Here is a 26578-nt window from a genome sequence, read left to right as displayed (position 1 = left end):
GCTCCTCCTGCTTTCTTTTGGGAAGTAGTTCATTCCTAACTGATAGAAGATGGTGCGTCAAGGGCAAGTACGCGCATGTAAGATGGGAAGCATGGCGACGAACCGCCGGTACCACGACGGCTGCGCGATCGCGACCGCGCTCGATCTCGTGGGCGAGCGCTGGGCGATGCTGGTCGTCCGCGAACTGCTGCTCGGCCCCAAGAGGTTCACCGACCTGCAGGACGGCCTGCCCGGCGCGGGCCCGAAGATCCTGGCCCAGCGGCTGCGCGAACTGGAGGGCGCTGGCATCCTGCGCCGCCGCACGCTGGCACCGCCCGCGAGCTCCCAGGTGTACGAGCTGACCGAGTGGGGCGCCTGTCTGGAAGGGGTCATCGTCGCGCTGGGCCGGTGGGGCGCGGATGCGCCGGAGCCGTCCGGCGACCACGTCGGCCCGGACTCGGCCATGCTCAAGCTGCGCAGCTTCTTCCAGCCGGAGCAGTCGTGGACCGCGACCTACGAGGTACGCCTCGGCCGCCACCGCTTCACCGTGCGGGTCGCCGACGGCACGCTGGCCGACGTGAGCCGGGGTGAGCCGCACGGCCGCCCGGACGCGGTCATCGACACCGACTCCGACACATTGGACGACGTCATCGGCGACGACGAGGCGTTCACCACCGCCATCGACAGCGGCTGGCTCACCGTCACCGGCGACGACACGGCCGCCCGCCTGCTGTTCGCGTCGACCAGGTTCTGACCCTCGCGGCACGTCGCCGCGCTCGCTGGTTGACTGGAGGCAGCACAGACCACCGGTGACCCCGAGGAGTGTCCATGGCCTTCCCGTCCGACCTGGAGATCGCGCGAGGCGCGAAGCTCAAGCCCATCGACGACATCGCCGCTGACATGGGGTTGCCGCCGCGTCTGCTGGAGCCCTACGGGCGGGACGTGATGAAGGTCGGGCTCGAGGCGATCGACGAGCTGAAGGGGGCGCCGAGGGCCAAGTACGTGCTCGTGAGCGCCATCACGCCGACGCCGCTGGGTGAGGGCAAGACCACCACCACGGTCGGGCTGGGCCAGGGGTTCAAGCACGTCGGGAAGCAGGCGACCGTCGCTGTGCGGCAGCCGTCCATGGGGCCCACGCTGGGCATCAAGGGCGGCGCGGCGGGCGGCGGGTACAGCCAGGTCGTGCCGATGGAGCTGCTGAACCTGCACCTCACCGGCGACATGCACGCCGTCACGGCCGCGCACAACCTGCTCGCCGCGATGGTCGACAACCACCTCCACCAGGGGAACGCGCTGAACCTCGATCCGCGGGAGATCTCCTGGCGGCGGGTGCTCGACATGAACGACCGGGCGCTGCGCAACATCGTGATCGGGCTCGGTGCGAAGGCCGACGGGGTGACCCGGCAGACCGGGTTCGACATCACCGCCGCGTCCGAGGTGATGGCGGCACTCGCACTCACCACCGGGCTGGAGGACCTCAGGGAGCGGCTCGGGCGGATCGTCGTCGGGTACACGGTGGACGGCGAACCGGTGACCGCTGAGCAGTTGGAGACCGCGGGCGCGATGACCGTGCTGCTGCGCGAGGCGATCAAGCCGAACATCATGCAGACCCTGGAGAACACGCCCGTGCTGGTCCACTGTGGACCTTTCGGGAACATCGCGACCGGCAACTCGTCCGTGGTCGCCGACCTGATCGGGCTGCGCACCGGCGACTACCTGATCACCGAGGCCGGGTTCGGCGCCGACATGGGCGCGGAGCGGTTCTTCAACATCAAGTGCCGCGTCTCCGGCGAGGCACCGGACGCGGCCGTGCTGGTCGCGACCGTGCGCGCGCTCAAGGCGCACTCCGGCAAGTTCAAGATCGTCGCGGGCCGGCCGCTGCCGGCGGACCTGCTCAAGGAGAACCCCGACGACGTGCACGCGGGCGCGGCGAACCTGCGCAAGCAGATCGAGAACATCCGCATGCACGGCGTGTCACCGGTCGTCGCGATCAACGCGTTCCCCGGCGACTTCGACTCCGAGCACGCCGTGATCCGGGAGATCGCCGAGGAGATGGGTGCCCGCGTCGCGGTGTCCACCCACTTCTCCGAGGGCGGCGCAGGCGCGGTCGAGCTGGCCGAGGTGGTCGCCGAGGCGGCGGAGGAGCCGAGCGAGTTCCGGCTGCTGTACCCGTCGTCGGCGCCGCTGCGGGAGAAGATCGAGACCATCGCGACGAAGGTGTACGGCGCGGACGGCGTCAGCTACTCCCCCACCGCGCGCAGGCAGCTGGACCGCTTCGAGCGCAACGGTTTTGGCGAGCTGCCCGTGTGCATGGCGAAGACCCACCTGTCGATCTCGTCGGACCCGAAGCTGCTCGGCGCGCCGACCGGCTGGACGCTGCCGGTCCGCGAGGTGCGCGCGTCGGTCGGCGCCGGGTTCGTCTACCCGATCGCGGGCGACATGCGGACCATGCCGGGGCTCGGCTCCTCGCCCGCGGCGACGCGGATCGACTTCGACGACAACGGCGACATCGTCGGTCTGTCGTGAAGTCCTTCCTGGACGCGGTCGCGGCCCGCACGGCGGCACCGGGCGGCGGGGCGGTGGCGGCGACGACCGCGGCCGCCGCCGCCGCACTGGTGGCGATGGCGGCCCGCTTCAGCGACGACGAACCCGTGGCGACGACCGCCGACGGGCTGCGTGCCGACCTGCTGCGGCTCGCCGAGGCCGACGCGGCCGCGTACACGGAGTACCTCGCGGCGAAGGGCGCGGCGCGGAAAGCCGCGCTGCGCAAGGCAACCGAGGTGCCGAAGGACATCGCCGCGGCGGCGTCGCGGGTGGCGGAGCTGGCCAGGGACCTCGTCGCGCGCGGCAACCCGAACCTGACCGGCGACGCCCGCGTGGCCGAGGTGCTGGCCGAGGCGTCGGCGACCGCGGCGACCGTGCTGGTGGACATCAACACCGGCGGTTAATCGGTCGCCCGCGCCGCGCCGGGCTGGCTAGCCTCGCCGGATGGGGTATGAACAGCCGCTGTCGTACGTGCTCGGGATGGAGGGCCTCGCGCTGCTGCGGGCCTTCGGCGGTGAACACGACCGGGAGTTCGTCGAGGCGCGGATCAGGGAGATCCGCACGCTGCTCGACGACCCGGCGCTGACCGAGGGCGTCACCACCACCCCGGTCTCCACAGTGGACGGATACGGGCGGTGGGCGCCGACGTACGACGGCCCGAACTCGGCGTTCGACGTGGACGAACCGGTGCTCGCGGAGATCCTGGCGGACCTGCCGCCCGGCCCGGCCGTGGACGCCGCGTGCGGCACCGGCCGGTACTCCGCACTGCTCACCGCGCGCGGGCACCAGGTCATCGGTGTCGACAAGTCGCCCGACATGCTCGACCGCGCACGCAAACGCCTGCCTGCCAACGACTTCCGGGTCGGCGACGTGACCGCGCTGCCGGTCGCGGACGCCGGCGTGGACCTCGTGACGTGCGGACTGGCGCTGACGCACGTGCCGTCGCTGGACCCCGTGCTGGCGGAGTTCGCCCGCGTCCTGCGGCCGGGCGGGCACGTGGTGATCGCGGACATGCACCCGGAACGGGTGCTGCGTGGCGCCGTGCCGTCACTGCGGGACGCCGAGGGACGCCCGGTCCGCGCGCCGGCGCACCGGCACCTGATCGGCGACTACGTGCGCGCCGCACTGGCGGCGGGTTTCCAGGTGCGGCGGTGCGTGGAACCGGTGCTGGCGCCGCCTTCCGGTGAGCGCGCCACCGACCCCGGCCCGTGGGACGTGTGGCCGTGGTCGCTGGCCGCACTGGTACCGGAGGCGACGGCCGCCGCCGACGCGGGCATCCCGGTGATGGTCGTATGGCACTTCCAGCTCTGACACTCCGCCCACCCGGCCCTGGCGACGAAGCGGAGTTCCGCGCGGCGCACGAGGTGATGGCCCGCGAGGGTATCGTGTTCGGCCTGGGCCTCGACGGGCTGGACTGGCCGGGCTACCTGCGCAGGCTCGCGGAGGTCGAGGCCGGTGCGCGGCTCGACGGCTTCGTCCCGGCGACGTTCCTGGTCGCCGAGGCCGGCGGCGTCATCGTCGGCCGCACGTCGATCCGCCACGAGTTGAACGCCACCCTCGCGGTGCTCGGCGGGCACATCGGCTACTGCGTCCTCCCCGCCCGCCGCGGCCGCGGCCACGCGAAGGAGATCCTGCGACAGAGCCTGCCGGTGGCCCGCGCACGCGGTGTTACCCGCGCGCTGCTCACGTGCGACGAGACGAACACCGCGTCGCAGAAGGTGATCGAGCACTGCGGCGGCGTACTGGAGAGCAGCGACGGCCACAACCGCCGCTACTGGATTGGCTAAAGGACACCACCAGAACCCGAAGGCGCGAAAGGCGCGCACGGGGGGTGCAAGCCCCACACCACACCCAAGGCTGCCTGCCAGAACGACGTACGGCAATCCAGCCATCAGGCCCGCTGAGCCGCCTTCGCCATCGCGGTGATCGTGGGCAGGCGCCAGGACGGAGCCAGCCCCAGGTGGTAGAAGGCGAGCCCGGTCGCGCCCGCCGCCGCCACGGCGCGGGCGTGGTCGACGAGACCGTCCTCGGACTGCAGGACCGTCACGTAGGCATCCACTGGCCGCCCCCGCTCGACCGCCGCCGCCACCACCGGCGCGCTGTCCACCGGCCACGCCGGGACGACCAGCGCGGAGACATCGGGGCCGGTGGACGGGGTCAGGCCAGGGGACGCGCCCGTCATCCACGGGTCCGGGTGGGCGTGCAGGACCACCGGCACGTCCAGGCCAGCCAGGACCTCCGCGCGCAGCAGGTCGGTCGCCGCGTGGCGGGTGGCCAGCAGTTCGTCGGCGAAGGGCACCTCCGACGACGTGCGCACGGCCTCCCGCAGTGTCGAGAGCACCCACACCGGGTCCAGGCCGCGGTCGGACCACGCCTTCTGGCACTCCGTGCAGCAGCACACCGACAGCCACCGCTGGGCGGTCGTCGTCCAGGCGTTCTCGGTCTTCTCGTGGTGGGAACCGTGCGTCAGGCCGAGCTGGCCACACGCCTCGAGCGACACCTCGTCGGCCTCCGCGGCCGCCTCCACCGCCAGCGTGGCCGCGTACGCGCGGACCTCCTCGTGGGACGGGCACAGCGCGTACGGGTACCGGTCACCGAAGCAGTTGACCACCGCCACGTCCGGGAACTCGGTACCGAGCCTGGAGTTGTGCGTCAGCACCACCCACGCCGACACCCGCAGCCCCGCGGCGCGCAACCGGTCGGCCGCGAGACCCCACGAGTCCGGTGTGGACATCCACGCCGGTTCGAGCGGCCGGAGGCGGCGGCCCTGCCAGACCGAAGGGCGCACCGGCCGGTACAGCGCGGCGTAGGACGCGGTCACCAGCTGGTGCTTGGGGTGCTGCGGCGTCGCGGCGCGGACCGAGTGGTACGCGGCCGCCAGCGCCACGGTCGCCATGCCATCGGCACGGCCCGCGAAACCCGGGTCCCCCAGTACGTCCCACGGATACGCGTGGCCGGTCAGCCGCATGCCTCACTCCTTCAGCCTGGTGACGAGCTGCGTCGGGTTCACGAACCGTAGCGCGATCACCAGGAGCACGAGCATGGATCCGGTGTAGATCACTGCCATGGCGTCCACCGCCTGTTGCGCGCGGATGCCCGCCGAGAACATGGCCTCGTACAACGACACCACGAGCGTCTGGCTGCCGGGGCCCGCGGTGAGGAACGTCAGCTCGAACATGCCGACCGTCCGGACCAGCACGAGGATCGACGCCGCGAGGATGCCCGGTACCAGGAGCGGCGCGAGCACCCGGCCGAACACCGCGGCCGTGTTCGCCCCGCACATGCGGGCGGCGGCCTCGATCTTCGGGTCGATCTGCTCGATGAACGGGGTCATCGTGAGCACCACGAACGGCACCGACGGCACCAGGTTCGCGATGATCACGCCGGTCATGCTGCCCGCGAGGTCGAACTTGTACAGCACGGTCGCGAGCGGGATCCCGTAGGTCATGGGCGGCAACAGGATCGGCAGCAGGAACAGCACGGTGATCAGCCGCTTCCCGAAGAACGTCCTGCGTGCCAGCGCGTACGCGGTCGGCACCCCGATGAGCACCGACAGCACGACCACCGCCGCCGACACCTGCAGCGTCACCACGAGCACGTCCAGCAGGGCCATCTCCTGCCACGCCATGCTGTAGTACTGCGCGGTCAGCCCACTCGGCCACCACGTGTCGAACCAGGTGACGGCGAACGAGTTCACCACCACCGAGGCGACCAGCCCCACCAGGTTGACGAGGAAGAACGCGACCGCGCCCCACACCAGCCACCCGCCGACGGTGAGTGGTCGCCGCCGGAAATCCTTCGCGGGTATCGGCGGATCCAGGTTCTCGCTGGGCGTGCGGCCGGAAGGTCCTCGTACCGGGTCGTACTCGGGCCTTTCGGCCGTGCGCCCAGCGGGGAGCTGGGCCGTCGAGACCCCGGAGGACTTCCGGCGGCGACCACCAAGCCTCATCCCTTGCCTCCCGTCGCGCCGCGGTAGAGCCGGGACCGCCAGGCGAGCACCAGCGCGATGACCACCAGCATCACCACCGCCATGATCACCGCGATGGTGGAGCCCATCGGGTAGTCGCCGTCCCGGAACGCGGCCTCGTACGCGGCGATCGACATCACCCGCGTCTCCCCCTGCGGCAGCCCGACCAGGTAGGCCGACGGGAACACGGAGAACGCGAGCACGAACGTCAGGCAGAACGTGATCGCGAGGCCTGGCGCGAGCAGCGGCAGCGTGATGTACCGGAAGCGGCGCCGCCAGTCCGCGCCCAGCGTCGCCGCGGCCTGCTCCAGCGTCGGGTCGATGCCGGACAGGTAGGACAGCGTCAGCAGGAACGCGAACGGGAACCCGGTGATGATCAGCGAGAACAGCACCGCGGTCCAGCTCGGCACGAGCCGCATCGGCTCGTCCATGCCGAGCGCCATCAGGATCCGGTTGAACCAGCCGACCGGGCTCAGGTACTGCTTCAGCCCCTCGGCGGTGAGGACGGTGCCGAGAGTGATCGGGACGACGAGGATCGTGGTGAGGAACCGCTTGCCGCGGAACCTGCCCCGCAGCCGGTACGCGATCGGGATCGACGCCAGCACGTTGATCAGCGCCGCCGGGATCGCGAGCCGCAGCGTGGTCCAGATCGTGTCCGCGAGGTACGGGTCGGAGAAGAACGTGCTGTAGTTGGCGAACGGGCTGCCGCCCTCGGCCGGCTGGAACGACAGCTGGAGTCCATACAGGACCGGGTAGGCGAACAGGAGCACCACGAACAGCACGCCGGGCACGAGCAGCAGCAGGGTCCGGTCGACCCCGCGTTCGGCCAGGCGGTGCTTGAGGCTCGGCCGCTCCGGCGCGGTCACGGTCATGGCGCGAACACCAGGACCCGCTCGCGCGGCACGTGGAACAGCACCTCGTCGCCGGGTGCGAGGCGGCTCTCGGTCCGCACGTGCAGTGCCTCGCCGCCGGGCAGCCGGGCCTCGACCGCCTGCTCGCGGCCGTGGTACTCGACGATCTCCACCGCGGCGCGCACGGTGTTCTCGCCCTCGGTGTCGGCGACCGTCACGTCCGTCGGCCGGAACGCGGCGACCGCCGCGCCCTCGGTGAGCCCGTCGCGGTTGACCCCGGACAGCGTGAACCCCTCGCCCGTCACCGTGTCCGATGTGGACATCGCGACCGGCAGCAGGTTGCGGTAGCCCATGAAACCGGCCACGTACCGGTTCGCCGGGTGCGCGTACACCTCCTCTGGTGACCCGATCTGCTGGACGAGGCCGTCCCGCAGCACGACCAGCCGGTCGGCGAGCGCGAGCGCCTCCTCCTGGTCGTGCGTCACGTACACGGTGGTGAGGCCGAGCGTCTGGTGCAGGCGCCGGATCTCCGAGCGCATCTCCAGCCGCAGCGCGGCGTCCAGGTTGGACAGTGGCTCGTCCATCAGCACGAGCCGCGGCTCCAGCACGATGGCCCGCGCGATCGCGACCCGCTGCTGCTGCCCGCCGGACAGCTGTGCGGGGAACTTCGCCGCGTGGTCGGTGAGCTGCACGAGCCGCAGCGCCTCGTCGACCCTGCGTTCCCGCTCGGTGCGGGCGACCTTGCGCATGGACAGTCCGAACGCGACGTTGCGCCGCACCGACATGTGCGGGAACAGCGCGTAGTTCTGGAACACCATGCCGAAGCCGCGCTTCTCGGGCGGCAGCGTGTCGACCCGCTTGCCGTCCATGAGGATCTGCCCGCCGGTCAACGGCAGCAGCCCGGCGAGGCAGTTGAGCGCGGTCGACTTCCCGCACCCGGAGGGCCCCAGCAGCGCGACGAACTCGCCGCCCTTGATGGTGAGATCGAGTTCCCGCAAGGCGATGTGCTCACCGAACGCACGGCTGACGTGATCGATGTGGAGTTCAGCAAAGGCTGTGTTCAACTGTTCGCTCCGCTCACTCCGCTCGCTCCGCTCGCTCCGCTCACTTGGTCTTCCCCGAGCCGATCTCCCGGTCCCAGCGCTGGAACGCGGCCACCTGCTGCTCCGCCGGGAGCGACGTCTCCTGCGGGTTGTGCTCGATCAGCTGGTCGTACTCGGGCCGCCCGAACTTCTCGATCGCGTCCTGCGACTCCTGCGGCGCCATGTCCAGCGTCACGTCCTTGACCGCGGGGCCCGGGTAGAAGTAGCCCTTGTCGTACGCCTTCGCCTGCTGTTCCGGCTGCAGCATCCACTCGATCAGCGCGAGGTTCGCCGACAGCACGTCCTCCGACACCCCGCGCGGCACGACGGCGTAGTGCGCGTCCGTCACCCAGTGGAAGCCGTCGAGCGTGGTCGTCTCCATGTGCGCGGGCACCGTGCCGAGCACGCGCGGGTTGATGTCCCAGCCGGTGGTGGTGGCGACCATGTTGACCGTGCCGTTGGCCAGGTTCTTCATGGTGTCGGTGGTGCCGGTCGGGTAGTAGTCGACGTACTTGCCCAGCTCGGCCAGGTACTCCCACGTCTTGTCCCAGCCGTTCACCGGGTCCTTGGGGTCCTCGTCACCCAGCAGGTACGGCAGTCCCATGAGGAACGTCCGGCCGGGACCGGAGTTCGCGGGCTGCGCGTACTGGAACTTTCCGGGGTTGGCCTTCGCCCACGCGAGCAGGTCGTCGGTGGTCTTCGGCGGGTCCTTCACCACGTTCGGGTCGTACTCGAACAGCGGGCCGGACGGGTAGAACGTGACCGTGATCCCCTGTCCCTGTGCCAGTTCCTGCATGTCCGCGGCCGCGGGCAGGTAGTTCCCGGTCAGGTTCGGGAACCGGGCCTCGAAGTCCGGCAACAGCTTCAGCACCAGCTCCTGCTCGATCACCGACGCGAGACCGTCGGTGCCGGTGAGCACGAGGTGGGTCTGCGACGATCCGCCGCGTTGCTCGGCCTGCAGCTTGCCGGGCATCTCCGGCGCGGTCGCCTTGGTGTAGTTGACCTTGCTGACGATGTCCGGGTGCTCAGCGGCGAACTCGTCGATCATGCCCTGCGTGAGCTGCAGGTTGCCGGCCACGTCGAGGATGTTCAGCTCGACCGGCGCCGACGGCGTGTCGGGAACGCTGCTCGGCGGGTTCGCGGGCGCCGTCGTCTCCGGTGCGCCGCACGCCAGTGCGGCCACCAGTACCGCCGTGATCGCGAGTGTCGACTTCGTTGTCCTACGCATCGCCACGCTCCTGGGTCGTGCCGCGCAACCGGTGGCGCAGCTGGGCTTCGTACAGGTTCGCAGGCAGGACCGCCTCGTCGAGCGCGTCGACGACCGACGACAGCTCGCCGGTGAAGTCCTTCGGATGATCCGTCGGGCCGGTGGTCCCGCGCACGCCGACCGCCGCGCTGTACGGGGCGTGCTCCTCCAGCCGCACCCCGTGTGCGCGGCCGCCGAGCACGTCGACGTTCCAGTGGCAGAACCGCGCGCCCCAGCGGGGTCCCGCGTCACCCGCGCCACCGGTGATGCCGTTGTTGGTCACCGTGATCGCGGTGCGCACGCTCTCGAACGGCAGCGCGCGGTGCGAGTCGAACGTGCCCTCCATGACACCGTTCGACCACACGTTGCCCGACGAGAACCCCTCGGTGTTGATGCCGTGGTGCGCGGCGCCCGGCGCGAGCGGGGTGGTGGCGGCCGGGATCTCGAAGTGGTCGACCAGCAGGTCGTGGGTCTGGACGCGGCAGATGAACGTGTGGTGCCGGGCGCGGCCACCGACCCGGACGCCGGTCATCGTGACGCCCTTGGTGGTCGTGGAGCCGAAGCCGTTGTCGGCGTGCCACAGGTCGACGTCGCGCACCCAGCAGTTCATGGCGGCCTGGAAGTGCGGGCCGTTGAAGCCGGGGTCGAGGTGGTGGGCGGTCTGCGGGACCTGGCGCATCTCGATCGTGAGGTCCTCGATGCCCGACTCGGTGATCGCCGGACCGAGCGTGGCGAACCGGGGCGACCAGCCCGCCCGCAGGTCGATCTTCAGCGGCTGCGCGAGCACGACCGCGTCCTTCTCGACCCGGTGCACCTGCACCGGGAACCGGTACCGCGCGAAGTTGACCGCGAGCGGCCAGTCGGTCAGCTCCGGGCGAAGGCGCTTGGCCGCGGTCGCCCACGCGTAGGTGGCGGTGCCCGGGACGTCGCCCGCGAGGTGGGCGAGCAGTGAGTTGTCGGTCGTGTTGTCGGCCAGCAGCAGGACGTGGCGGCCGGTCTGGAACGCGGACGGGTCGGAGACCGGGATCCGGCGGCGACCGCGTGGCACGTCGGCGGTGACGGTGGACAGGTCCCGGTTGGCGAGCCAGCCCTCGTTGCCGGTGAAGCCACTCTCCTCCAGCGCGCCCCGCAGCTCGCGCGGGATGAACCAGACGAGACCACCGGACCACGACCACTCGTTGCGCGACCCGGGGCGGTAGCACTCGGTCAGGGAACGGTCGAAGAACAGGCGCGTGCGGTGGCGGCCAGCACCGCGGATCGCGACCCGGCTGTGGTGGACCCACACGATGCCGGTCAGCAGGTAGGTGCCGGGCGGGACGTACACGGTGCCGCCACCTGTGGCGCCGACCCGCTCGACGGCCTCGGTGAACGCGGCCGTGCAGTCGGTCACGCCGTCGCCGACCGCGCCGAACGCGGTCACGCTCACCCGGACGCCCAGCCTGGGCAGCGGCAACTCGCCACGCCGGTAGCCCGCGTGGGAGACGTTGGGGATCAGCGGGTGGGAATCCGGGTTCGACAGGTAGGAACGCCAACGTCTGTTCCACTGTGGACGATCACTCGCGGCGGCGACGCCGGCAGTCGCGGCCAGCAGGTAACCGCTTGCCGCCGTGGTTCCGGCAGACCGCAGGAAGTCGCGCCGATCCATGCTTCGGAGCGTAGCGGCAGTCTTTCCCGAGGAAAAGGCTTTCCTGGTGTGAGCGCTCCCGAAAGTTTCGTTCCACCCGGTGTGCGGCGGGCGTGCGCCACCCGCCGCGACCGCGGCCCGCCGCGCACGGCCTCCGGCGCGGGGGATCCCGCCGGGAAGATTCTGGAGGAGGATGTCCCGCGCGGTCCGGCGGCTACGACGTATCGCCGTAAGCCCCGAACGGAGGAGTGACCATGAAGTACATCATGCTGGCCTACACGAACGCCGAGGCCTGGGGAGAGGCGATGGCGAACTGGGACCCGAACGCGCCCATGCCCAAGGAGGTCCAGGAGGCCTGCGACTTCTACGAGCAGCTGAACAAGGAGCTGACGGCGACCGGCGAGTTCGTGGCGACCGAGGGCCTCGCGGACCCGTCGCACACCAAGACCATCCGCAAGAGCGCCGACGGCGTGGTGACCACGGACGGGCCGTACGCCGAGGTCAAGGAGGTGCTGGTGAGCTACGCGATCCTGGACTGCGCGTCACACGAACGGGTCATGGAGATCGCCGCACGAGTGGTCGACGCGGTCGGCGACACCGTCGAGGTCCGGCCCATCCCGTCCGGACCGGAGCCGTTCTGAGCACCCCGGCCCCGCTCGAGGACCTGCTGCGCGAGCTGGCGCCGCAGGTCCTCGGGGCGCTCGTGCGCCGGTTCGGCGACTTCGGTGCCGCGGAGGACGCGGTGCAGGAGGCGCTGATCGACGCCGCACTGCAGTGGCCTCGGGACGGCAGGCCGGACAACCCGCCCGGGTGGCTGATCCGGGTCGCGCACCGGCGGATGACCGACCACCTGCGCAGCGAGATCGCGCGGCGGCGGCGGGAGGACACGGAGGGCACGCACATCCCGCGCGACCGGTTCCTGTCCCCCGCGGCCGACGCGCCACCCGCCGACGCGGACGACACGCTCATGCTGCTGTTCCTGTGCTGCCACCCGGACCTGGCCGCGTCGGCGCAGATCCCGCTGACACTGCGGGCGGTCGGCGGTCTCACGACGGCGGAGATCGCGACCGCGTTCCTGGTGCCCGAGGCCACCATGGCGAAACGGGTGACGAGGGCGAAGCAGAAGATCAAGGGCTCGGCTTTCCGGCTGCCCGCGCCGCCGGAGTTGCCCGAGCGGCTGGCCGCGGTGCTGCACGTGCTGTACCTGATCTTCAACGAGGGCTACGCGTCGACGGCGGGTGAGTCGCTGCAGCGGGTCGAGCTGACGACGGAGGCGATCCGGCTGACGCGGCTGCTGCACCGGATGCTGCCGGACGACCACGAGGTCACGGGCCTGTTGGCACTGATGCTGCTGACCGACGCCCGGCGGGCGGCGCGGACCGGCCCGGCGGGCGACCTGGTGCCGATGGCGGAGCAGGACCGGTCGCGCTGGGACCGCGACGCGATCGCGGAGGGCGTGGCACTGGTGTCGAAGGCGCTGACGTCGACGGACCGGTTCGGCCCCTACCAGCTGCAGGCCGCGATCGCGGCGGTCCACGACGAGGCCGACAGCGACGCGGAGACGGACTGGCCGCAGATCCTCGGCCTGTACCGGCTGCTGGCCGGCATCGCGGACAACCCGATGACCACCCTCAACCAGGCGGTGGCCGAACTGAAGGTCCACGGCCCGGCCGCGGCCATGGCCACGCTCGACCGGGCGGCCGCCGACCCGCGCCTGGCAGGCCACTACCGCGTGGACGGCCTGCGCGCCCACCTCCTGGAAGCGTCGGGTGACCTGCCCGCGGCCCGCGAGCACTACCTGCGGGCGGCCAAGGCGACGTCGAGCCGCCCGGAACGGGAGTACCTGACCAGGAAGGCGGCGGGACTGCCGGAGCGCTGACCCCCACGGGTCTCGCGTTCGGCACCCCTGAGCGGTGCCTACCGCCGACCCGGGGTCACTTGCCCTTGTCGTCCTTCTCGGCGTCCTTCTCCGCCTTCTTCTCGGCCTTCGCCTGCTCCTTGGCCTCCTTGCGGGCCGACTTGGCCGCTTCCTTCTCGGCCTTGCGCTCCTCCTTGGCGGCGATCCGCTCCTCGGCCACGGAGGCACGCGGCGGGGATGGGACCGCCGAGGGGACAGACGTGGCAGGAACGGACGTGGCGGGGACCTCCGTGCCGGCCGGCATCGCGCCACCACCGCCGTCGACCGCGGGTTCCCCTGTGGACGGCGCGCCCGCCGTCGGCCGCGCGAACGAGACCGGGCCATGGATGATCGTCTCGGTGGCCGACGTCGGGTCGGCCAGCGCGGGCACCTGGGCCAGCGGGTCGCACGCGGCGACGCGCGGCGACGACGCCACCGTGGTCACGGCCGTCGCGGCGATGACGACGATCGCGGCGGCCTTCGCGACCAGCGTCTTCGCGACCGTCACCGGCGCGGCCGCGGGCAGGTAGCCGGCGGCCAGCGACGCGCCGAGCAGCAGCGGCGCCACCGACGAGCGCAGCTCGGCGTTGGCCTTGGCGAGGGTGTCGGCGCGGACACGGCACTCGGCGCACCGCGCGAGGTGCTTGCTGATCTTGCGGCTGAGCGGGTCCGGCACGCTGCTGCGCACCCACCCGGCGAGCTTCGAGACGGTCGCCTGGCATTCGCGGCCCTCGACCTCGGTCAGGTGCGCACGCAGGTACGCCTGCCGCAGCCCTTCCCGCGCCCGGTACGCGAGCGCCGCGACACCGTTGGGCCGCAGTCCCAGGAGCGGCGCGATCTCGGCCGGTGACTCGTCCTCGACCTCGGTGTGCCACAGCACGGTCCGCCACCGCTCCGGCAGGCTCGCGAACGCGCTCGCGGCGGCGTTCGCGTCCCACTGGTGCAGCACCGGATCACCACCCGGCTGGGGGAGGTAGACCTCCGGCACGTCGGCGTACAACGACACGGTCGCGCCGCGCGCCCCGCTGATGGCGGCGTTGCGCAGCGTGACGAGAAGGTAGGCGCGGAACTCCTCGGTGGGGCCGCCGCCGTCACGCAGCACCCGGAGCACCCGGGTGAAAGCGTCCGCGACCAGGTCTTCCCGCTCCGCGGCCGTCTTCGACAGGCACGACGCGGCTCGTTTCGCCGCGTGCAGGTGCCGCTCGTAGAGCTCACCGTACGCCTCGGAGTCACCGCGCCGTACAGCCGCGATGAGCTCCGCGTCGGACCTCCGGTCCCCTGTCACCAAACCTACCTAATCCGTTGTGAACCACGCAGTCAACGACAACGTCGTCAACCCGGACCCGCGCGCTCCGGTCAGCACGTCCAGCGTCAGTCATGGCTCAGTCAGAGCCCGGCGCAAGGCCCGGTCAGGGCCGGCCAGGGGCCAGCCAGGGCCAGTCAGCGCCAGTCCACGACCTCCTTCATGAGTCCAGGATGCCGCCTCCGCACATATGCCGCATATTCAGCCATGTGCTCCCGCATCAGTTCCTCGGCGCGGTCCGCGTCGCCGTCGATGATCGCGCGCGCGATGTCACAGTGGACATTCAAGACGGCGGGTCGTCGCGACTTCGGAAACAGCGGCGGGGAAACCCGGTCCCGCACAATGTCGTTGAGCGACTGCCCGAACAGGCTCATGACCGGGTTACCGGACATGGCCGCGACGAGCCGGTGGAAGTCGGCCGCGTCACGGGCGTACTCCTCGTCGTCGGTGCGGGCCGGCCGGGTGAACCGGGTCATCTCGACGACGAGCTGGGGGTCGTGCCGCTGCGCCGCGAGCGCGGCGAGCGTGGGCTCCATGATGATCAGCGCTTCGATGAGATCCGCGAAGGTCACCCCGTCCATCTGGAAGTACAGGGTGGCCATGCGGCCGAAGTTCTCGGTGTGGACCTGGTCGACGGTGGGGCCACCGCGCGGGCCGGGCTTGATCGAGATCAGCCCGTGCACCTCCAGAATGCGCAGCGCCTCACGCAGGGAGCCGCGACCCACGCGGTACTCCTCAAGCATCTTGGCTTCCGGTGGCAGCTGCGTTCCCGGGGCGAGCTCTTCGGCGCCGATTCGGCGGACGATATCTCGTGCGATCGCCTCTGACACCTTGTCGCTGCGTCTGACCGGCCTCCTGGGCGTCCCCGCGCCTGTTGCTGCCACCCGCACATGTTAGCGACATTGGCGAGAATGTCTCCCATTTCGGTCAGGCTTTTTCCGAAGGCAACGGGAAGATTCCGGACGGCGCGGCCGGATATTCCCGAGAGCAATGGTTTACCCGAACAACGGGCGAGCCGATACAGCATCGCTGCCCGGGCCGCGCTCGTTACAAGTTCGGCCGACTGGCGCCACAGATGCGTCAAAAATGCCACCGCGGACCCGCATCGCCGAAATATCCACGGCCGGACCGCGCACCGTCCACGCGCGCGGGCGACTGGTGCAAGCCGAACACCCTCCGGCACCGAATCACTGGCATGACTACCGAGAGGGTTGCCGTCATCGGGTCCGGTGTGGCCGGCCTGACCGCCGCCTACCTGCTGCAACGCCGCTACGACGTGCTGCTGTTCGAGGCCGCGCCCCGGCTCGGCGGCCACGCGCACACCCACGACGTGCCGACACCCACGGGCACGGTCGCCGTGGACAGCGGGTTCATCGTGCACAACGAACGCACCTACCCGAACCTGCTGCGCCTGTTCGGCGAGCTGGGGGTGACCACGCGCGAGTCGGAGATGTCGATGAGTGTGCGCTGCCTCGGCTGCGGCCTGGAGTACGCGGGCGCCCGGGGGCTCCCCGGTCTGTTCACGCGGCCGCGCAACGCGCTGCGACCGCGCTACCTGCGCATGCTGGCCGAGATCACGCGGTTCCACCGCCACGCGCGGCGCGTACTGGCCGGCGACGGGGAGGAGGTCACGTTGGGCGAGTTCGCCGCGGGTTACTCCCGGTACTTCACGGAGCACTTCCTCCTGCCGGTGGTCTCCGCGGTGTGGTCGGCACCGGAGAAGGTGAGCCGCGCCTACCCCGTGCGGTACCTGTTCCGCTTCCTCGCCCACCACGGGCTGCTGTCCGTCGGCGGCGCACCGACCTGGCGGACCGTCGCGGGCGGGTCCCGCGAGTACGTCGAGCGCGCGGCGAAGGAGCTGACCGCGGTCCACGTCGGCACGCCGGTGCGGGCGGTCGCCCGCACGCCGCACGGTGTCGAGGTGCGCGACGACGGCGACGAGACGCACACCGTGGACCGGGTGGTCGTGGCCACGCACGCCGACGAGGCGCTCGCGCTCCTCGCCGACCCCACGCCGGAGGAGAAGCGGGTCCTCGGCGCGTTCACCTACTCCCGCAACGAGACCTGGCTGCACTCGGACGACTCGCTGCTGCCGGTGGCCCGCCGCGCGCGTGCCTCGTGGAACTACCTGAAACCGGCCTGCGCCGGCGCCGACCAGGTGCTGGTGAGCTACGACATGAACCGGCTCATGCGACTGGGTGGACCGGTGCCCTACGTCGTGACGCTGAACGCGACCGACCGGGTCGCCCCCGGCGCCGTGCTCGCGAAGATGACCTACGAGCACCCCGTGTACACACCGGAGTCCGTTGCGGCACAACAGTTCCTGCCCTCGCTCGCGACGGTCCGGACGGTGTACGCGGGCGCCTACCACGGCTGGGGGTTCCACGAGGACGGCTGCGCGTCGGGGGTGCGGGCGGCCGCCGCGTTCGGGGTGGACTGGTGATCCTGTACACCGCGAAGCTCACGCACGTGCGGCACAGGGCGCTGGACCGGCGCTTCAGCCACCGCGTGCGGCTGTGGCTCGTGGACGTCGACGACCTCCCCCTGACATCGCCGCTGTCCCGGCTGGTGTCGTTCCGCGCGGCCGACCACCTCGGCGACCCGGACCGGTCGATCCGGACGAACCTGACGGAATGGCTCGCCACCCGAGGGATCCCCGCGCCCGCGCGGATCACCATGCTGGCGGCACCGAGGTCGCTCGGGTACGTGTTCAACCCGCTGACCGTCTACTGGTGCGAGGACGCGGCGGGGGCGCCGCTGTGCGTGGTGGCCGAGGTGCACAACACCTACGGCGAGCGGCACTGCTACCTGCTGCGCCCCGGTGAGCGGTGGCACGCGGAGGTGGACAAGGAGTTCTACGTGTCCCCGTTCCTCGAGGTGTCGGGCCACTACCGGATGCGGCTGCCACCACCGGACGAGCGGCTGTCACTGACGATCGCGCTGCGCCAGGAGGACGAGCCCGCGTTCACGGCGACGCTCACCGGCCGCCGCGTCGGCCCCGGCACCGCACGACGAGTGCTCGGCTACACGCTTTGCCTTGTGCCGCAACGAGTGCGGTTCCTGATCCAGCGCCACGGCATCGTGCTGTGGCTGCGAAAGCTGCCGGTGGTGCCGCGCGCGCCCCACGTACCACAGGAGGGTGTGCAGTGACCACCGAAACGACCGAGACGACCGGGACCGGCCGGACGGCGCTGCCCGCACCACCGTCCTCGCCGTTCCGCGCGTGGGTGGCGGAACGGCTCTTCCGCCACGCCGCGCGGGACCTGCCGGTCACCGTGTCCTTTCCGGACGGTGCCACGATCGGCCGGGGCGGCCCGCAGCTGCGGGTCGTGCGGCCGTCGGCGTTCTTCCACCGGCTCGGCACGCAGGCGAACATCGGCTTCGGCGAGGCGCACATGGCGGGCGACTGGTGCAGCCCCGACCCGGCGGCCGTGCTCACCCCGTTCGCCGCGCGGATGGCGACGCTGGTGCCCGCGCCGCTGCAGGCGTTCCGCCGGTGGGTGGACGCCCGCCGTCCCGCGACCGAGCTGAACACCCCCGACGGGGCCCTGGAGAACGTCCACCGGCACTACGACCTGTCGAACGAGCTGTTCGAGACGTTCCTGGACGAGTCGATGACGTACTCGGCGGCCTGGTTCGAGCCCGGTGACGACCTGGCGGCGGCGCAGCTGCGCAAGATCGACGGGATCCTCGACTACGCGGGGGTCGCGGCGGGCAGCCGGGTGCTGGAGATCGGCACGGGCTGGGGCGCGCTGGCGATCCGGGCGGCGCTGCGCGGCGCGACGGTGACCTCGCTGACGATCTCCGTGGCGCAGAAGAAGCTGGCGGAGGAGCGCGTGGCCGCCGCCGGGCTGGCCGACCGGGTGACGGTCGAGCTGCTGGACTACCGCGCGGCGACCGGCACGTACGACGCGGTCGTGTCGGTCGAGATGATCGAGGCGGTCGGCGCGGAGTTCTGGCCGGAGTACTTCGCCACGCTGGCCCGCCTGCTGGCGCCGGGCGGCCGCATCGGGCTGCAGGCGATCACGATGCCGCACGACCGGCTGCTGGCGACCCGGCACTCGCACAACTGGATCCAGAAGTACATCTTCCCCGGCGGGTTGCTGCCGTCGGTGCCGGTGATCGAGGAGCAGGCGGCACAGGCGGGGCTGTCGATCGAGCGGCGCCGCGGCCTGGGCCCGCACTACGCGCGAACGCTGGCGCAGTGGCGGACCCGGTTCGGCACGGCGCGGGACCGGGTCGCGGCGCTGGGGTTCGACGAGGTGTTCGAGCGGCTGTGGGAGTTCTACCTGGCGTACTCGGAAGCCGGGTTCCGGTCGCGGTATCTGGATGTGTGGCAGTTCGGCCTACGCTCGACCGGGTGAGCACACGTTCAGTCGGTGCGGTGACGGTGACAGCGCTGCGTGACGCCCGCGGCCCGTACGTGGCGTGGGAGTCGGCGTTCCCCGGCGCGTCGCCGAGGGACTGGGTCCTGGCGAGGAGCGCGGACCCGGCGGCGTTCGGCCACGACGGCCGGTGGCTGCTGGACTTCCGCGCGTTCCTCGTCCGGTCGGCGGCGGGCGTGACGCTGGTGGACGCGGGCATCGGGCCGGCAGGCGCGCCGGCGCAGGGCTGGGCGCCGGTCCCGGGTGCGCTGCCCGGCGCGCTGTCCGCCCTCGGCGTCGCGCTGTCCGATGTGGACACGGTGGTGCTGACCCACCTGCACTCGGACCACTGCGGCTGGGCGGTGACACCGTCCGGGGAGCCCATGTTCCCCAACGCGCGGTACGTGCTGCACCGCGACGAGGTGGCGTGGGTGACGGACCCGGTGGCGTCGTACGTGGTGCGGCCGTTGCGCGCGGCGGACGTCCTGCAGGAGGTGCCGGGCGAGACGGTGCTGTCGTCGCTGCCGTCAGGCGAACGGGTGACGGTGATCCCCACGCCCGGTCACACACCGGGACACCAGTCGGTGGTGGTCGATGGCGGCGGCACACAGGTGGTCGTGACGGGTGACGTGCTGGTGCACGCGGTGCAGTTGGTGGCGCCCTCGGTGTCCTATGTGTACGAGGAGGACCCCGGGCTGGCGCGGGCCAGCCGCATGGCGCTGCTGGCCCGCGACGCGGAACTGGCGACGCCGCACCTGACGGAACCGTTCGTCAGAGCACGACCAGCAGGAACCCCAGCACCCCGACCATGACCACGGTGGCGGTCAGCACGAGCGCGGGCACGGCGAAGTCGACGGGACGTTGTGCGTGCAACCGCAGGGCGGCGCGGCGGTAGCGGTCGTGCGACCAGCCGAGGGCCCCGATGGCGAGCACGGCGGCGGCGATGCCCGCCCCGATGGCCCAGCCCTCCCCGCGCACGACCGCCAACCGCCCGGCGAGCAGGGCGCAGACGACGAGCCCGAGCGCGGTCCGCACCCACGCGAGGGACGTCCGCTCGTTCTGCACACCGGGAGGCTCAGCCACGCAGGTTGGCCACCACCAGGAGCACGAACACGGCCAGGGCGACGGCGGCGATGCCGTAGGAGAGCCATGGCGCGAGCCGGGGCGCGGGCAGCGGCCGCCGCTCCCGCAACGCCTCCTCGCTCCGCAACCAGCGGCGGAAGGCGAGTCCGCTGATCCACACGCCCGAGAGCACCAGCGCCGCCGCGAGCACCTGCCGCAACCCGGGCACCGCGAGCGGCGGCGCGAACGCCTCGAGACCGATCCCCGCGGCGAGCAGGGCGAGCGCGGTGCGGATCCACGCGAGAAAGGTCCGCTCATTGGCGAAGCTGAACCGCGGATCGGGATCCTCGCCCCGCTCCCGCAGCCGCGTCGGCCAGCTCACCCGGCCCACTCCCCCGGGGCCATGCCCGGCACCCCCGGTTCCAGCGCGAACAACGACCCGGCCAGCGGCTGGTCCGTGAAGTCCCGCAACCCGGCCCGCGCCGTCGTGATGTACAGCGTGGACAACGTGGGCCCGCCGAACGCGCACGACGTCACCCGCTGCGCGGGCACCTCGACCGTCGCCAGCAACCGCCCGTCCGGCGCGAACCGCCGCAACCCCCACCCGTCCCACAGCGCGACCCACAGGCAACCGTCGGCATCGATCGTCATGCCGTCCGGGTGGCCGCGGTCGATGTCGGCGATCCGGCGCCGGCCGGACAGCTCACCCGACGACACCGAGTGGTCGAACGCGTCCACGCCACCGGTCTGCGTGTCGATGTAGTACATGACGGCACCGTCGGGCGACCACGCCAGACCGTTGGAACAGGACACTCCAGTCACCATCGTGTGCAGCGAATGGTCCGGGTCCATGCGGTACAGCGCGCCCGCGCCACGGGGTTCGTCCAGCATGGTGCCCGCCCAGAACCGGCCCCACGGGTCGGCTTTGCCGTCGTTGAAGCGGCCGCCGGGCGGGTCGGTGTCCACGGCGTGCAGCAGTGTCCTGCGGCCGCCGTCGTCGAGGCACGTGTACAGGCCCGACGTGGTCGCGATGACCAGCCCGCCCGCGGCCCGCACGGCGACCGTGCCGACGTCCTCGCCGACCTCGAAGTACGTGTCCGTCCCCGAGGCGGGGTCGAACCGGTGGACCTGCCCCCGCTGGATGTCCACCCACCGCAGGCACGAGCTGCGCGGATCCCAGATCGGGCCCTCGGCCAGCCGCGCCTCCGCCGCCAGCACCACGTCGACGATCACAGACAGGACCGTACCCGGCATCGCCTGTTAGCGAGTTGTTAGCGGCCTCACCCAGCATGGAACCGCTTGGGGAGGTGCATGTCATGGACACGTACGAAAGCATCCGCTATCGATTGCTCGGTCCGGTGGAGCTGTACCACGACGGGTCGGCCATCGACCTGTCGTCGACGAAGATCCGGCTCATGCTCACCGCGCTCGCGCTGGCGCCGAACACGGTGGTGTCGTTCGAGGCGCTGGGCGAGGTCCTGTGGGACGGCGGGCCGCCGCCGTCGGCGCGGTCCAACGTGCGCACCTACGCCACCGCGCTGCGCCGCGCGCTCGACCAGGGCTCCCGCAACCGCCTCGTGTCCAAGAGCGGCGGCTACCTGCTCGCCACCGCGCCGGAGGAACTGGACGTGCACGTCTTCGCCCGGCTCGCCGAGACGGGCAGGCGCGCGCTCGCCGAAGGGGAAGCCGCGAGCGCCCGCACCCACCTGCGCCAGGCGCTCGGCCTGTGGCGCGGCCACGCCGGCGAGGGCCTGCCGCCCCGCCGCGCGCTCGCAGGCCACCTCGACGCGCTCGCCGAGCAGCGCCTGCTCGCCGAGGAGGACCTGATGGAGGCGGAGCTGGCCGTCGGCAGGCACGCCGAGCAGGTCGGCGTCGCACGCAGGCTCGTCACCGACCACCCGCTGCGCGAACGCTGCTGGGCGGCGCTGATGCTCGCGCTGTACCGCAGCGGTGACGTGGCCGCGGCGCTCGAGGCGTTCACCGAGGCCAGGAACCGCCTGGTCGAGGGGCTCGGCCTGGAACCGGGGCCGCGGCTGCAGCAGCTGCACGCCGCCATGCTCAACCGCGACAGCGCGCTGCTCGCGCAGCCGGTCGCGACCGCGCCGGTCGCGGCGGGCACCCGCTGCCAGCTGCCGCACCAGGCACCGGTGGTGGACCGGGCAGAGGAGGTCCGGTCGGTGGTGTCGGCCGTCTGCGACGACGCGACCGGTCCGCAGGTCGTGGTCGTGCACGGGCCCGCGGGCGCGGGCAAGTCGTCGGTGGCGCTGCTGGCCGCGCACCAGGCGGCGTGGCGCTTCCCGGACGGCCAGCTGTACGTGGACCTCGCGAGCGCGGGCCTGTCCTCGGACACCGCGGCGCGCTGGCGCGAGTCGCTGACCGGCAAGCGGGCGCTCGTCGTGATCGACCACTGCACGACCGCCGCGCAACTGCGGCCGCTGCTGGTGTCCGAGCCGGGCTGCGCGTTCGTGGTGACGGCCGACTCGCCACTCGCCGCGGTCGACGCCACCGCACGCGTGCCGGTGGCGCGGCTGACCCCGAGCGCCGCGATCGCGATGCTGAGCAGGCTCGTCGGCAGGGCACGGCTGGTGTCGGAGCGGCACGCGCGGGACCTCGTCGCGCGCTGCGACCACCTGCCGCTCGCGATCCGCGCGGTCGCCGCGGTGCTGATCCAGAGCCCCCGGCTGGGCATCGAGGACCTCGTGCCCCGCCTGCACGACGAGAACCTGCTCGACGAACTGGCCGTCGACGACCTCGACCCGAGGGCCAGGCTGCTCGGCCGCTACCGCGAGCTGACCGCGTCGGACCCCATGTCCGCCACGGCGTTCCGCCACCTCGGCGGCGGCATGCCGGTCGGCGAGCTGCCACCGCACGTGGCCAGGCGCCTGGTCGAACACGGCCTGCTGGAGGACGGCCGCATCGGCCCGCTCGCGAAGCTGGTCGCCGCGGAACTGACCGTCCAGCCCTCGGAGTGGGCGTCGTGAACGTATCCTGACCTGCATGCGCGTGACGATCGCCGAGGTCGCGAGAAGAGCGAGGGTCAGCAAGACCACCGTGTCACGCGTGCTCAACAACAAGGGTGACGTGGACGCGGCGACCGCCATCCGGGTGCGCGAGGTCATCGCCGCCACCGGCTACACCCCGAGCGCGGGTGCCGTCGGCCTGGCGCGGGGCCGCACCCAGACCGTCGGCATGCTGGTCCCCGGCCTGACGTGGCCGTGGATGGGCGACGTGCTGCAGGGCGTGTCGGACGTGCTGGAGGCGCGGGGCTACGGCCTGCTCCTGCACACGGTCAACCGCGGCGAGCAGTCCCTGACCCAGTTCCAGCGGCACGTGTCGGCGAACGCCTTCGACGGCCTGCTGCTGGTGGAGCCGCCGGACACGCTGTCCTACATCACGAGCCTGCACGAAGGCGGCCTCCCGGTGGTCATGATCGACGACCGCGGCCACCACCCCGGCTTCCCGTCGGTGGCGACGAGCAACGACAAGGGCGCGGCCGACGCGGCGGCCCACCTGCTGACCCTGGGCCGCACCCGTCTCGCCATGGTGACGGGCCCGGCGGCGTTCGGCTGCACCCGGGACAGGACAGCGGGCTTCCACGGCGCGGCGGCGAACGCCTTCGACCCGGCCCTGACCGCGGAAGGCGACTTCACCCGCGACGGCGGCCAGGCCGCGATCGAGGAGCTGCTGGCGAAGAACGTCGAGTTCGACGGCGTCTTCGCCCACAACGACCTGATGGCGGTCGGCGTCCTGGACGGCCTGCGCGCGGCGGGCCGCACCGTCCCGGACGACGTGGCGGTGATCGGCTTCGACGACATCTCCATCGCCGAACACACCCAGCCGGCGCTGACCACGGTCCGCCAGCCGTCGAGGGAGATGGGCGAGGCGGCCGCCACCATGCTGCTGGCCCACCTGGCCGGAGAGACCCCACCTGAGGAACCCCTGGTGGTCCCGACCTCGTTGGTCATCCGCGAAAGCGCACCCGCCGTGTGAGCGAGCCCATGCAGCGCACACACATCCGCACAGCCGACGACGAGGACCTGGCGGCACTCGTCGCGCACCTGGGCCAGCGCGACTACTTCGCCGACCGCCTGGCCCGGCAGGCGAAGAACCTCGGCGTGCTCCTCAGCGCGTGGCGGGGCACCCGCCCGATCGGCGACGTCTACCTGTGGCTGGAACCGGCGGAGGAACCGGAGATCCGCGACCGGTTGCCGGGCATCCCGCTGCTGACCCACCTCGAGGTCCACCGCGACCACCGGGACCACGGCCTCGGCACCGCGCTGATCAGCGCGGCGGAGCGGGAACTGGCGGGCCGGGGACACGACCGCGTGGCGCTGGCGGTCGAACGGACCAACGACGACGTGGCGCGCTTCTACGACCACCGCGGCTTCACGGAATGGCCGTTCGGGCTCGTCCCCTGCCTCACGCACCCGGAGAACGGGGAGCTGCGGAAGGTCGAGATCTGCCGGATCCTGGTCAAGGCCCTGTCATGACGACAGGTAGCGCGACTGCCCCGTCAGCCCCAGGGTCGTCAGGACCTTCTCCGCGTTCTTGACGCGGTGCCGCTCCTGGAGCTCGTCGACGTGGTTGCGCCAGGTGACCCGGTCGTTCCGCCACCTCGCGACGAACTGGGTGCAGAGGTCCGGCTTGATCCGCTCACTGCGGTCCCTGGCCGCCTTGAGGGCCGCCAGCATCCTCAGCCGCTTCCCACCGCCCCCCGGCATGCGGTTGACCATGGCGACCACGTCCGCGATGAAGCTGATCCGCCTCGCGAGGAAGCTCTGCCAGAACACCGCGTCGGCGTCCTGGATGGACCCGCCGTTGTCGAACAGCCAGAACAGCCCTTCCGCGAGGCAGTCCCCCAGTTCCTCCACCTGGGCGCGACTGCCGTCCTCGTACGGGTCGTAGGGCCGCTGCAGGGCCCGGCCGACCATCGTGACCGGGCGCAGGTTGTCCTCGCCGAGGAGGAAGAACCAGTCCTCGTTGTAGATGTTGGGGAAGAACGAGGTCATCGACGCCGACCCGACGACGAGCGCGCCACCACCGACGAACATGCCCTGGTCACCGCCCGCGTCCCGGTAGGCGTGGCACACCACGGAGTTGTCCGGGAAGCTGGGCGATCGCGGATCGATCTGGAGACCGACACCCGCGTAGCGATCGGTGAGCCCTGCCGCCACCTTCAGGTCCGAAGGCTCGGGAATGGTGATGTCGTCGTCGAGGAAGGCCACTCGTTCCCAGCCGCTCAGCCGGGCGATGAGCAGGCCCAGGTTGCGTTTCTGGCTGGTGTCGGTCGTCCGGTAGAACCGGGTGCCCGCGAGCAGCCGGTCGGTGGAGAACCGCGGCAGGACACCGGGAGGCAGCCGCCGGGCGTCGATGACGATCACCTCCGTCCCGAACGGACGGGCGACCTTCACCACTTCGGTGAAGATGGACCACCTGCTGCACAGGGCGACCAGGACACAGCCGAGCCTCTTCGCCAGGTTGACGGCGTAGGCCATCTCCTTCGCCGAACGGGCGGTCGGCACGATGATCGCGTCGACCTTGCCCGGCGCGGCGTGCGGAGGGGTGTCGATGAGGGCGTCGTGCCGACCGTGGTGGTGGACGGAGGCCGCGAGCCTGCCGGGCTCAGCCGTCGTCACCGGGTGACCATTCGAACAGCCGGTCACCCGGCAGTGACCAGTCCGGGGTGATGGCGACACCGTTGATCACGCTCACCCGGCTGATGAGGGTGAAGGTGTCCGACCCGGCGAAACGCTCCCGGATGAACCGCTCGTTGCGGTCCCGGAACCGCGAGTCCGTGAGCGCCCGCACCATGCCCAGCGTTCCCGGCTGGTGCGTCCCGTTGCAGAGGGTCACGGTCCGCTTGATGTTGAACGGGCTCACGGACCGGTAGATCTGGGCGACGTCCTCCGTGAGCACCGCCTGCTCGCCCAGCGTCCGCGCCGACGGCGTGAGGACGGTGGCGTCGTCCTCCGGACCGACCTCGAAGGCGCCGAGGGTCTCGTCCTCGGCTCGCCTGCTCTGCCGCACCGGCATGTCGACCCGCGACATCAGCTCCCTGGTGACCGGGTTCCAGTCGACGCCGCCGAGCAGGATGAGGTGGGTGGCGTACTCGTCCGCCATCAGCGGGGCGACGCGGATGTTCACCCTCGACAGCGGGTTGGCGGCCCGGACGTGACCGTGCAGTTCCAGCAGTGCGTCGAGGTCGGCGTACTTGTACGCCTCGATGTAGTCCGGCGAGTCCGGGGCCGCGTACGACAACTTGCTGCGCCGCTCCTGCGGCAGCTCGGAGCAGACGATCGTGATGTCCTCGTCGGCCGGGTAGCGGAACATCGTGCCGTCGAACGGCAGGCCGGGCGTCTGTCGGCCCGCGGGCTCCGGGGCGACGAGTGCCAGCAGCTCGTCGAGCAGCTCCTCGCGGTCCGCGTTCTCCTCGGCCGTCAGCTCGTCGATCCGGAGGAGGCGGTACTGCTCCCCGGCCACCGACCGCCGGGTGGCGAAGAACCGCGCGTACGCCTCCAGCCGGTGCGTCGGCGGGACCGCGGAGCTCTTCGAGCTCTCCCACGACGAGATCAGGGCCGGGCTGACGTCCAGCGCGGCCGCGAGCTGGAGCTGGGTCACGCGCATGCTCGGCCACATACCGGTCCGGAGGGACCTCAACC

At 71.6% G+C, this 26578-nt stretch carries 27 protein-coding genes; 14 read left to right on the top strand and 13 right to left on the bottom strand.

Annotated features, from left to right (window positions below; all coding sequences use genetic code 11):
- Window positions 1-91: 91 nt before the first annotated feature.
- From FHR82_RS19295 to FHR82_RS19275, 5 genes are all read left to right on the top strand, one after another.
- On the top strand, window positions 92-733 hold the full coding sequence (locus tag FHR82_RS19295; protein WP_184811852.1) for a winged helix-turn-helix transcriptional regulator: 642 nt from the start codon (window positions 92-94) through the stop codon (window positions 731-733).
- A 74-nt stretch (window positions 734-807) separates the two neighbouring features.
- Window positions 808-2505 carry a formate--tetrahydrofolate ligase gene (locus tag FHR82_RS19290; RefSeq protein ID WP_184811851.1) on the top strand — a complete coding sequence of 566 codons (1698 nt, stop codon included), beginning with the start codon at window positions 808-810 and terminating at the stop codon, window positions 2503-2505.
- The gene (locus FHR82_RS19285) at window positions 2502-2927 is read left to right on the top strand and encodes a cyclodeaminase/cyclohydrolase family protein (protein ID WP_184811850.1); all 426 of its coding nucleotides are present in this window, start codon (window positions 2502-2504) and stop codon (window positions 2925-2927) included. The genes FHR82_RS19290 and FHR82_RS19285 overlap by 4 nt, the downstream gene beginning before the upstream one ends.
- Before the next feature lie 40 nt (window positions 2928-2967).
- Window positions 2968-3834 carry a class I SAM-dependent methyltransferase gene (locus tag FHR82_RS19280; protein ID WP_184811849.1) on the top strand — a complete coding sequence of 289 codons (867 nt, stop codon included), beginning with the start codon at window positions 2968-2970 and terminating at the stop codon, window positions 3832-3834.
- Window positions 3816-4310: a GNAT family N-acetyltransferase gene (locus FHR82_RS19275; RefSeq protein WP_184811848.1), complete on the top strand. Its 495-nt coding sequence runs from the start codon at window positions 3816-3818 to the stop codon at window positions 4308-4310. The genes FHR82_RS19280 and FHR82_RS19275 overlap by 19 nt, the downstream gene beginning before the upstream one ends.
- A gap of 104 nt (window positions 4311-4414) precedes the next feature.
- Here the strand turns inward: FHR82_RS19275 and FHR82_RS19270 are convergent, their stop codons facing one another.
- From FHR82_RS19270 to FHR82_RS19245, 6 genes are read right to left on the bottom strand one after another with little or no spacing between them, the layout of a single operon-like run.
- Window positions 4415-5491, bottom strand: a complete 1077-nt coding sequence (locus FHR82_RS19270; RefSeq protein ID WP_184811847.1) for an alpha-amylase family protein — start codon at window positions 5489-5491, stop codon at window positions 4415-4417.
- A 3-nt stretch (window positions 5492-5494) separates the two neighbouring features.
- Window positions 5495-6472 carry an ABC transporter permease gene (locus FHR82_RS19265; RefSeq protein ID WP_184811846.1) on the bottom strand — a complete coding sequence of 326 codons (978 nt, stop codon included), beginning with the start codon at window positions 6470-6472 and terminating at the stop codon, window positions 5495-5497.
- Window positions 6469-7362: an ABC transporter permease gene (locus FHR82_RS19260; protein WP_184811845.1), complete on the bottom strand. Its 894-nt coding sequence runs from the start codon at window positions 7360-7362 to the stop codon at window positions 6469-6471. Before FHR82_RS19260 ends, FHR82_RS19265 begins: the two co-directional genes overlap by 4 nt.
- Window positions 7359-8405 carry an ABC transporter ATP-binding protein gene (locus tag FHR82_RS19255; RefSeq protein ID WP_184811844.1) on the bottom strand — a complete coding sequence of 349 codons (1047 nt, stop codon included), beginning with the start codon at window positions 8403-8405 and terminating at the stop codon, window positions 7359-7361. The genes FHR82_RS19260 and FHR82_RS19255 overlap by 4 nt, the downstream gene beginning before the upstream one ends.
- A 40-nt stretch (window positions 8406-8445) precedes the next feature.
- Complete coding sequence (locus tag FHR82_RS19250) at window positions 8446-9651, bottom strand: ABC transporter substrate-binding protein (RefSeq protein ID WP_184811843.1); 1206 nt, start codon at window positions 9649-9651, stop codon at window positions 8446-8448.
- Entirely contained in the window at window positions 9644-11314 is a 1671-nt protein-coding gene (locus FHR82_RS19245; RefSeq protein ID WP_184811842.1) for a glycosyl hydrolase family 28-related protein, read from the bottom strand. Before FHR82_RS19245 ends, FHR82_RS19250 begins: the two co-directional genes overlap by 8 nt.
- Window positions 11315-11547: 233 nt before the next feature.
- Between FHR82_RS19245 and FHR82_RS19240 the strand changes: the two genes are divergently transcribed.
- The gene (locus FHR82_RS19240) at window positions 11548-11934 is read left to right on the top strand and encodes a YciI family protein (RefSeq protein ID WP_184812457.1); all 387 of its coding nucleotides are present in this window, start codon (window positions 11548-11550) and stop codon (window positions 11932-11934) included.
- Entirely contained in the window at window positions 11931-13172 is a 1242-nt protein-coding gene (locus tag FHR82_RS19235) for an RNA polymerase sigma factor (protein ID WP_184812456.1), read from the top strand. The genes FHR82_RS19240 and FHR82_RS19235 overlap by 4 nt, the downstream gene beginning before the upstream one ends.
- Window positions 13173-13227: 55 nt before the next feature.
- Here the strand turns inward: FHR82_RS19235 and FHR82_RS19230 are convergent, their stop codons facing one another.
- Window positions 13228-14475, bottom strand: coding sequence for a sigma-70 family RNA polymerase sigma factor (locus FHR82_RS19230; protein ID WP_311771170.1), 1248 nt, complete (start codon window positions 14473-14475; stop codon window positions 13228-13230).
- 155 nt (window positions 14476-14630) lie between these two features.
- Window positions 14631-15323, bottom strand: a complete 693-nt coding sequence (locus FHR82_RS47505; RefSeq protein ID WP_184811840.1) for a FadR/GntR family transcriptional regulator — start codon at window positions 15321-15323, stop codon at window positions 14631-14633.
- Between the two features lie 365 nt (window positions 15324-15688).
- Here FHR82_RS47505 and FHR82_RS19220 point away from each other — a divergent pair, with 365 nt between their 5' ends.
- Genes FHR82_RS19220 through FHR82_RS19205 form a run of 4 tightly spaced genes read left to right on the top strand, consistent with a single transcriptional unit; the run spans window position 15689 to window position 19669 of the window.
- The gene (locus tag FHR82_RS19220; RefSeq protein WP_184811839.1) at window positions 15689-16936 is read left to right on the top strand and encodes an NAD(P)/FAD-dependent oxidoreductase; all 1248 of its coding nucleotides are present in this window, start codon (window positions 15689-15691) and stop codon (window positions 16934-16936) included.
- Complete coding sequence (locus FHR82_RS19215) at window positions 16933-17643, top strand: DUF1365 domain-containing protein (RefSeq protein WP_311771169.1); 711 nt, start codon at window positions 16933-16935, stop codon at window positions 17641-17643. Before FHR82_RS19220 ends, FHR82_RS19215 begins: the two co-directional genes overlap by 4 nt.
- Entirely contained in the window at window positions 17640-18857 is a 1218-nt protein-coding gene (locus FHR82_RS19210) for an SAM-dependent methyltransferase (RefSeq protein ID WP_184811838.1), read from the top strand. Before FHR82_RS19215 ends, FHR82_RS19210 begins: the two co-directional genes overlap by 4 nt.
- Window positions 18854-19669: an MBL fold metallo-hydrolase gene (locus tag FHR82_RS19205; protein ID WP_311771168.1), complete on the top strand. Its 816-nt coding sequence runs from the start codon at window positions 18854-18856 to the stop codon at window positions 19667-19669. Before FHR82_RS19210 ends, FHR82_RS19205 begins: the two co-directional genes overlap by 4 nt.
- On the opposite strand, the gene FHR82_RS19200 is transcribed toward FHR82_RS19205, so the two are convergent.
- From FHR82_RS19200 to FHR82_RS19190, 3 genes are read right to left on the bottom strand one after another with little or no spacing between them, the layout of a single operon-like run.
- Complete coding sequence (locus FHR82_RS19200; protein ID WP_184811836.1) at window positions 19629-19940, bottom strand: DUF202 domain-containing protein; 312 nt, start codon at window positions 19938-19940, stop codon at window positions 19629-19631. The genes FHR82_RS19205 and FHR82_RS19200 overlap by 41 nt on opposite strands.
- Entirely contained in the window at window positions 19933-20301 is a 369-nt protein-coding gene (locus tag FHR82_RS19195; protein ID WP_311771167.1) for a YidH family protein, read from the bottom strand. Before FHR82_RS19195 ends, FHR82_RS19200 begins: the two co-directional genes overlap by 8 nt.
- Window positions 20298-21152 carry an SMP-30/gluconolactonase/LRE family protein gene (locus tag FHR82_RS19190; RefSeq protein WP_221464002.1) on the bottom strand — a complete coding sequence of 285 codons (855 nt, stop codon included), beginning with the start codon at window positions 21150-21152 and terminating at the stop codon, window positions 20298-20300. The genes FHR82_RS19195 and FHR82_RS19190 overlap by 4 nt, the downstream gene beginning before the upstream one ends.
- A gap of 83 nt (window positions 21153-21235) precedes the next feature.
- Here FHR82_RS19190 and FHR82_RS19185 point away from each other — a divergent pair, with 83 nt between their 5' ends.
- The 3 genes from FHR82_RS19185 to FHR82_RS19175 are packed head-to-tail and all read left to right on the top strand — an operon-like array spanning window position 21236 to window position 24409.
- Window positions 21236-22900: an AfsR/SARP family transcriptional regulator gene (locus tag FHR82_RS19185; RefSeq protein ID WP_184811833.1), complete on the top strand. Its 1665-nt coding sequence runs from the start codon at window positions 21236-21238 to the stop codon at window positions 22898-22900.
- A gap of 16 nt (window positions 22901-22916) precedes the next feature.
- On the top strand, window positions 22917-23909 hold the full coding sequence (locus FHR82_RS19180; RefSeq protein ID WP_184811832.1) for a LacI family DNA-binding transcriptional regulator: 993 nt from the start codon (window positions 22917-22919) through the stop codon (window positions 23907-23909).
- Between the two features lie 8 nt (window positions 23910-23917).
- Window positions 23918-24409 carry a GNAT family N-acetyltransferase gene (locus FHR82_RS19175; RefSeq protein ID WP_184811831.1) on the top strand — a complete coding sequence of 164 codons (492 nt, stop codon included), beginning with the start codon at window positions 23918-23920 and terminating at the stop codon, window positions 24407-24409.
- Here the strand turns inward: FHR82_RS19175 and FHR82_RS19170 are convergent.
- A complete protein-coding gene (locus tag FHR82_RS19170; protein ID WP_184811830.1) occupies window positions 24404-25555 on the bottom strand; it encodes a hypothetical protein in 1152 nt (383 codons plus the stop codon). The genes FHR82_RS19175 and FHR82_RS19170 overlap by 6 nt on opposite strands.
- Window positions 25542-26543: an XRE family transcriptional regulator gene (locus tag FHR82_RS19165; RefSeq protein ID WP_225944080.1), complete on the bottom strand. Its 1002-nt coding sequence runs from the start codon at window positions 26541-26543 to the stop codon at window positions 25542-25544. Before FHR82_RS19165 ends, FHR82_RS19170 begins: the two co-directional genes overlap by 14 nt.
- Window positions 26544-26578: the final 35 nt, after the last annotated feature.

Origin of the sequence: Actinophytocola algeriensis, assembly GCF_014203735.1 — a bacterium.
Lineage (GTDB): Bacteria > Actinomycetota > Actinomycetes > Mycobacteriales > Pseudonocardiaceae > Actinophytocola > Actinophytocola algeriensis.
This window is presented reverse-complemented; position numbering and strand designations above follow the sequence as displayed.

Bases quoted from the DNA above. Each gene is read 5' to 3' on its own strand.
- FHR82_RS19295 (WP_184811852.1), top strand. From the start codon at position 92: ATGGCGACGAACCGCCGGTACCACGACGGCTGCGCGATCGCGACCGCG.
- FHR82_RS19290 (WP_184811851.1), top strand. From the start codon at position 808: ATGGCCTTCCCGTCCGACCTGGAGATCGCGCGAGGCGCGAAGCTCAAG.
- FHR82_RS19280 (WP_184811849.1), top strand. From the start codon at position 2,968: ATGGGGTATGAACAGCCGCTGTCGTACGTGCTCGGGATGGAGGGCCTC.
- FHR82_RS19275 (WP_184811848.1), top strand. From the start codon at position 3,816: ATGGCACTTCCAGCTCTGACACTCCGCCCACCCGGCCCTGGCGACGAA.
- FHR82_RS19270 (WP_184811847.1), bottom strand. From the start codon at position 5,491: ATGCGGCTGACCGGCCACGCGTATCCGTGGGACGTACTGGGGGACCCG.
- FHR82_RS19265 (WP_184811846.1), bottom strand. From the start codon at position 6,472: ATGAGGCTTGGTGGTCGCCGCCGGAAGTCCTCCGGGGTCTCGACGGCC.
- FHR82_RS19260 (WP_184811845.1), bottom strand. From the start codon at position 7,362: ATGACCGTGACCGCGCCGGAGCGGCCGAGCCTCAAGCACCGCCTGGCC.
- FHR82_RS19250 (WP_184811843.1), bottom strand. From the start codon at position 9,651: ATGCGTAGGACAACGAAGTCGACACTCGCGATCACGGCGGTACTGGTG.
- FHR82_RS19245 (WP_184811842.1), bottom strand. From the start codon at position 11,314: ATGGATCGGCGCGACTTCCTGCGGTCTGCCGGAACCACGGCGGCAAGC.
- FHR82_RS19240 (WP_184812457.1), top strand. From the start codon at position 11,548: ATGAAGTACATCATGCTGGCCTACACGAACGCCGAGGCCTGGGGAGAG.
- FHR82_RS19220 (WP_184811839.1), top strand. From the start codon at position 15,689: ATGACTACCGAGAGGGTTGCCGTCATCGGGTCCGGTGTGGCCGGCCTG.
- FHR82_RS19185 (WP_184811833.1), top strand. From the start codon at position 21,236: ATGGACACGTACGAAAGCATCCGCTATCGATTGCTCGGTCCGGTGGAG.
- FHR82_RS19180 (WP_184811832.1), top strand. From the start codon at position 22,917: ATGCGCGTGACGATCGCCGAGGTCGCGAGAAGAGCGAGGGTCAGCAAG.
- FHR82_RS19175 (WP_184811831.1), top strand. From the start codon at position 23,918: ATGCAGCGCACACACATCCGCACAGCCGACGACGAGGACCTGGCGGCA.
- FHR82_RS19165 (WP_225944080.1), bottom strand. From the start codon at position 26,543: ATGCGCGTGACCCAGCTCCAGCTCGCGGCCGCGCTGGACGTCAGCCCG.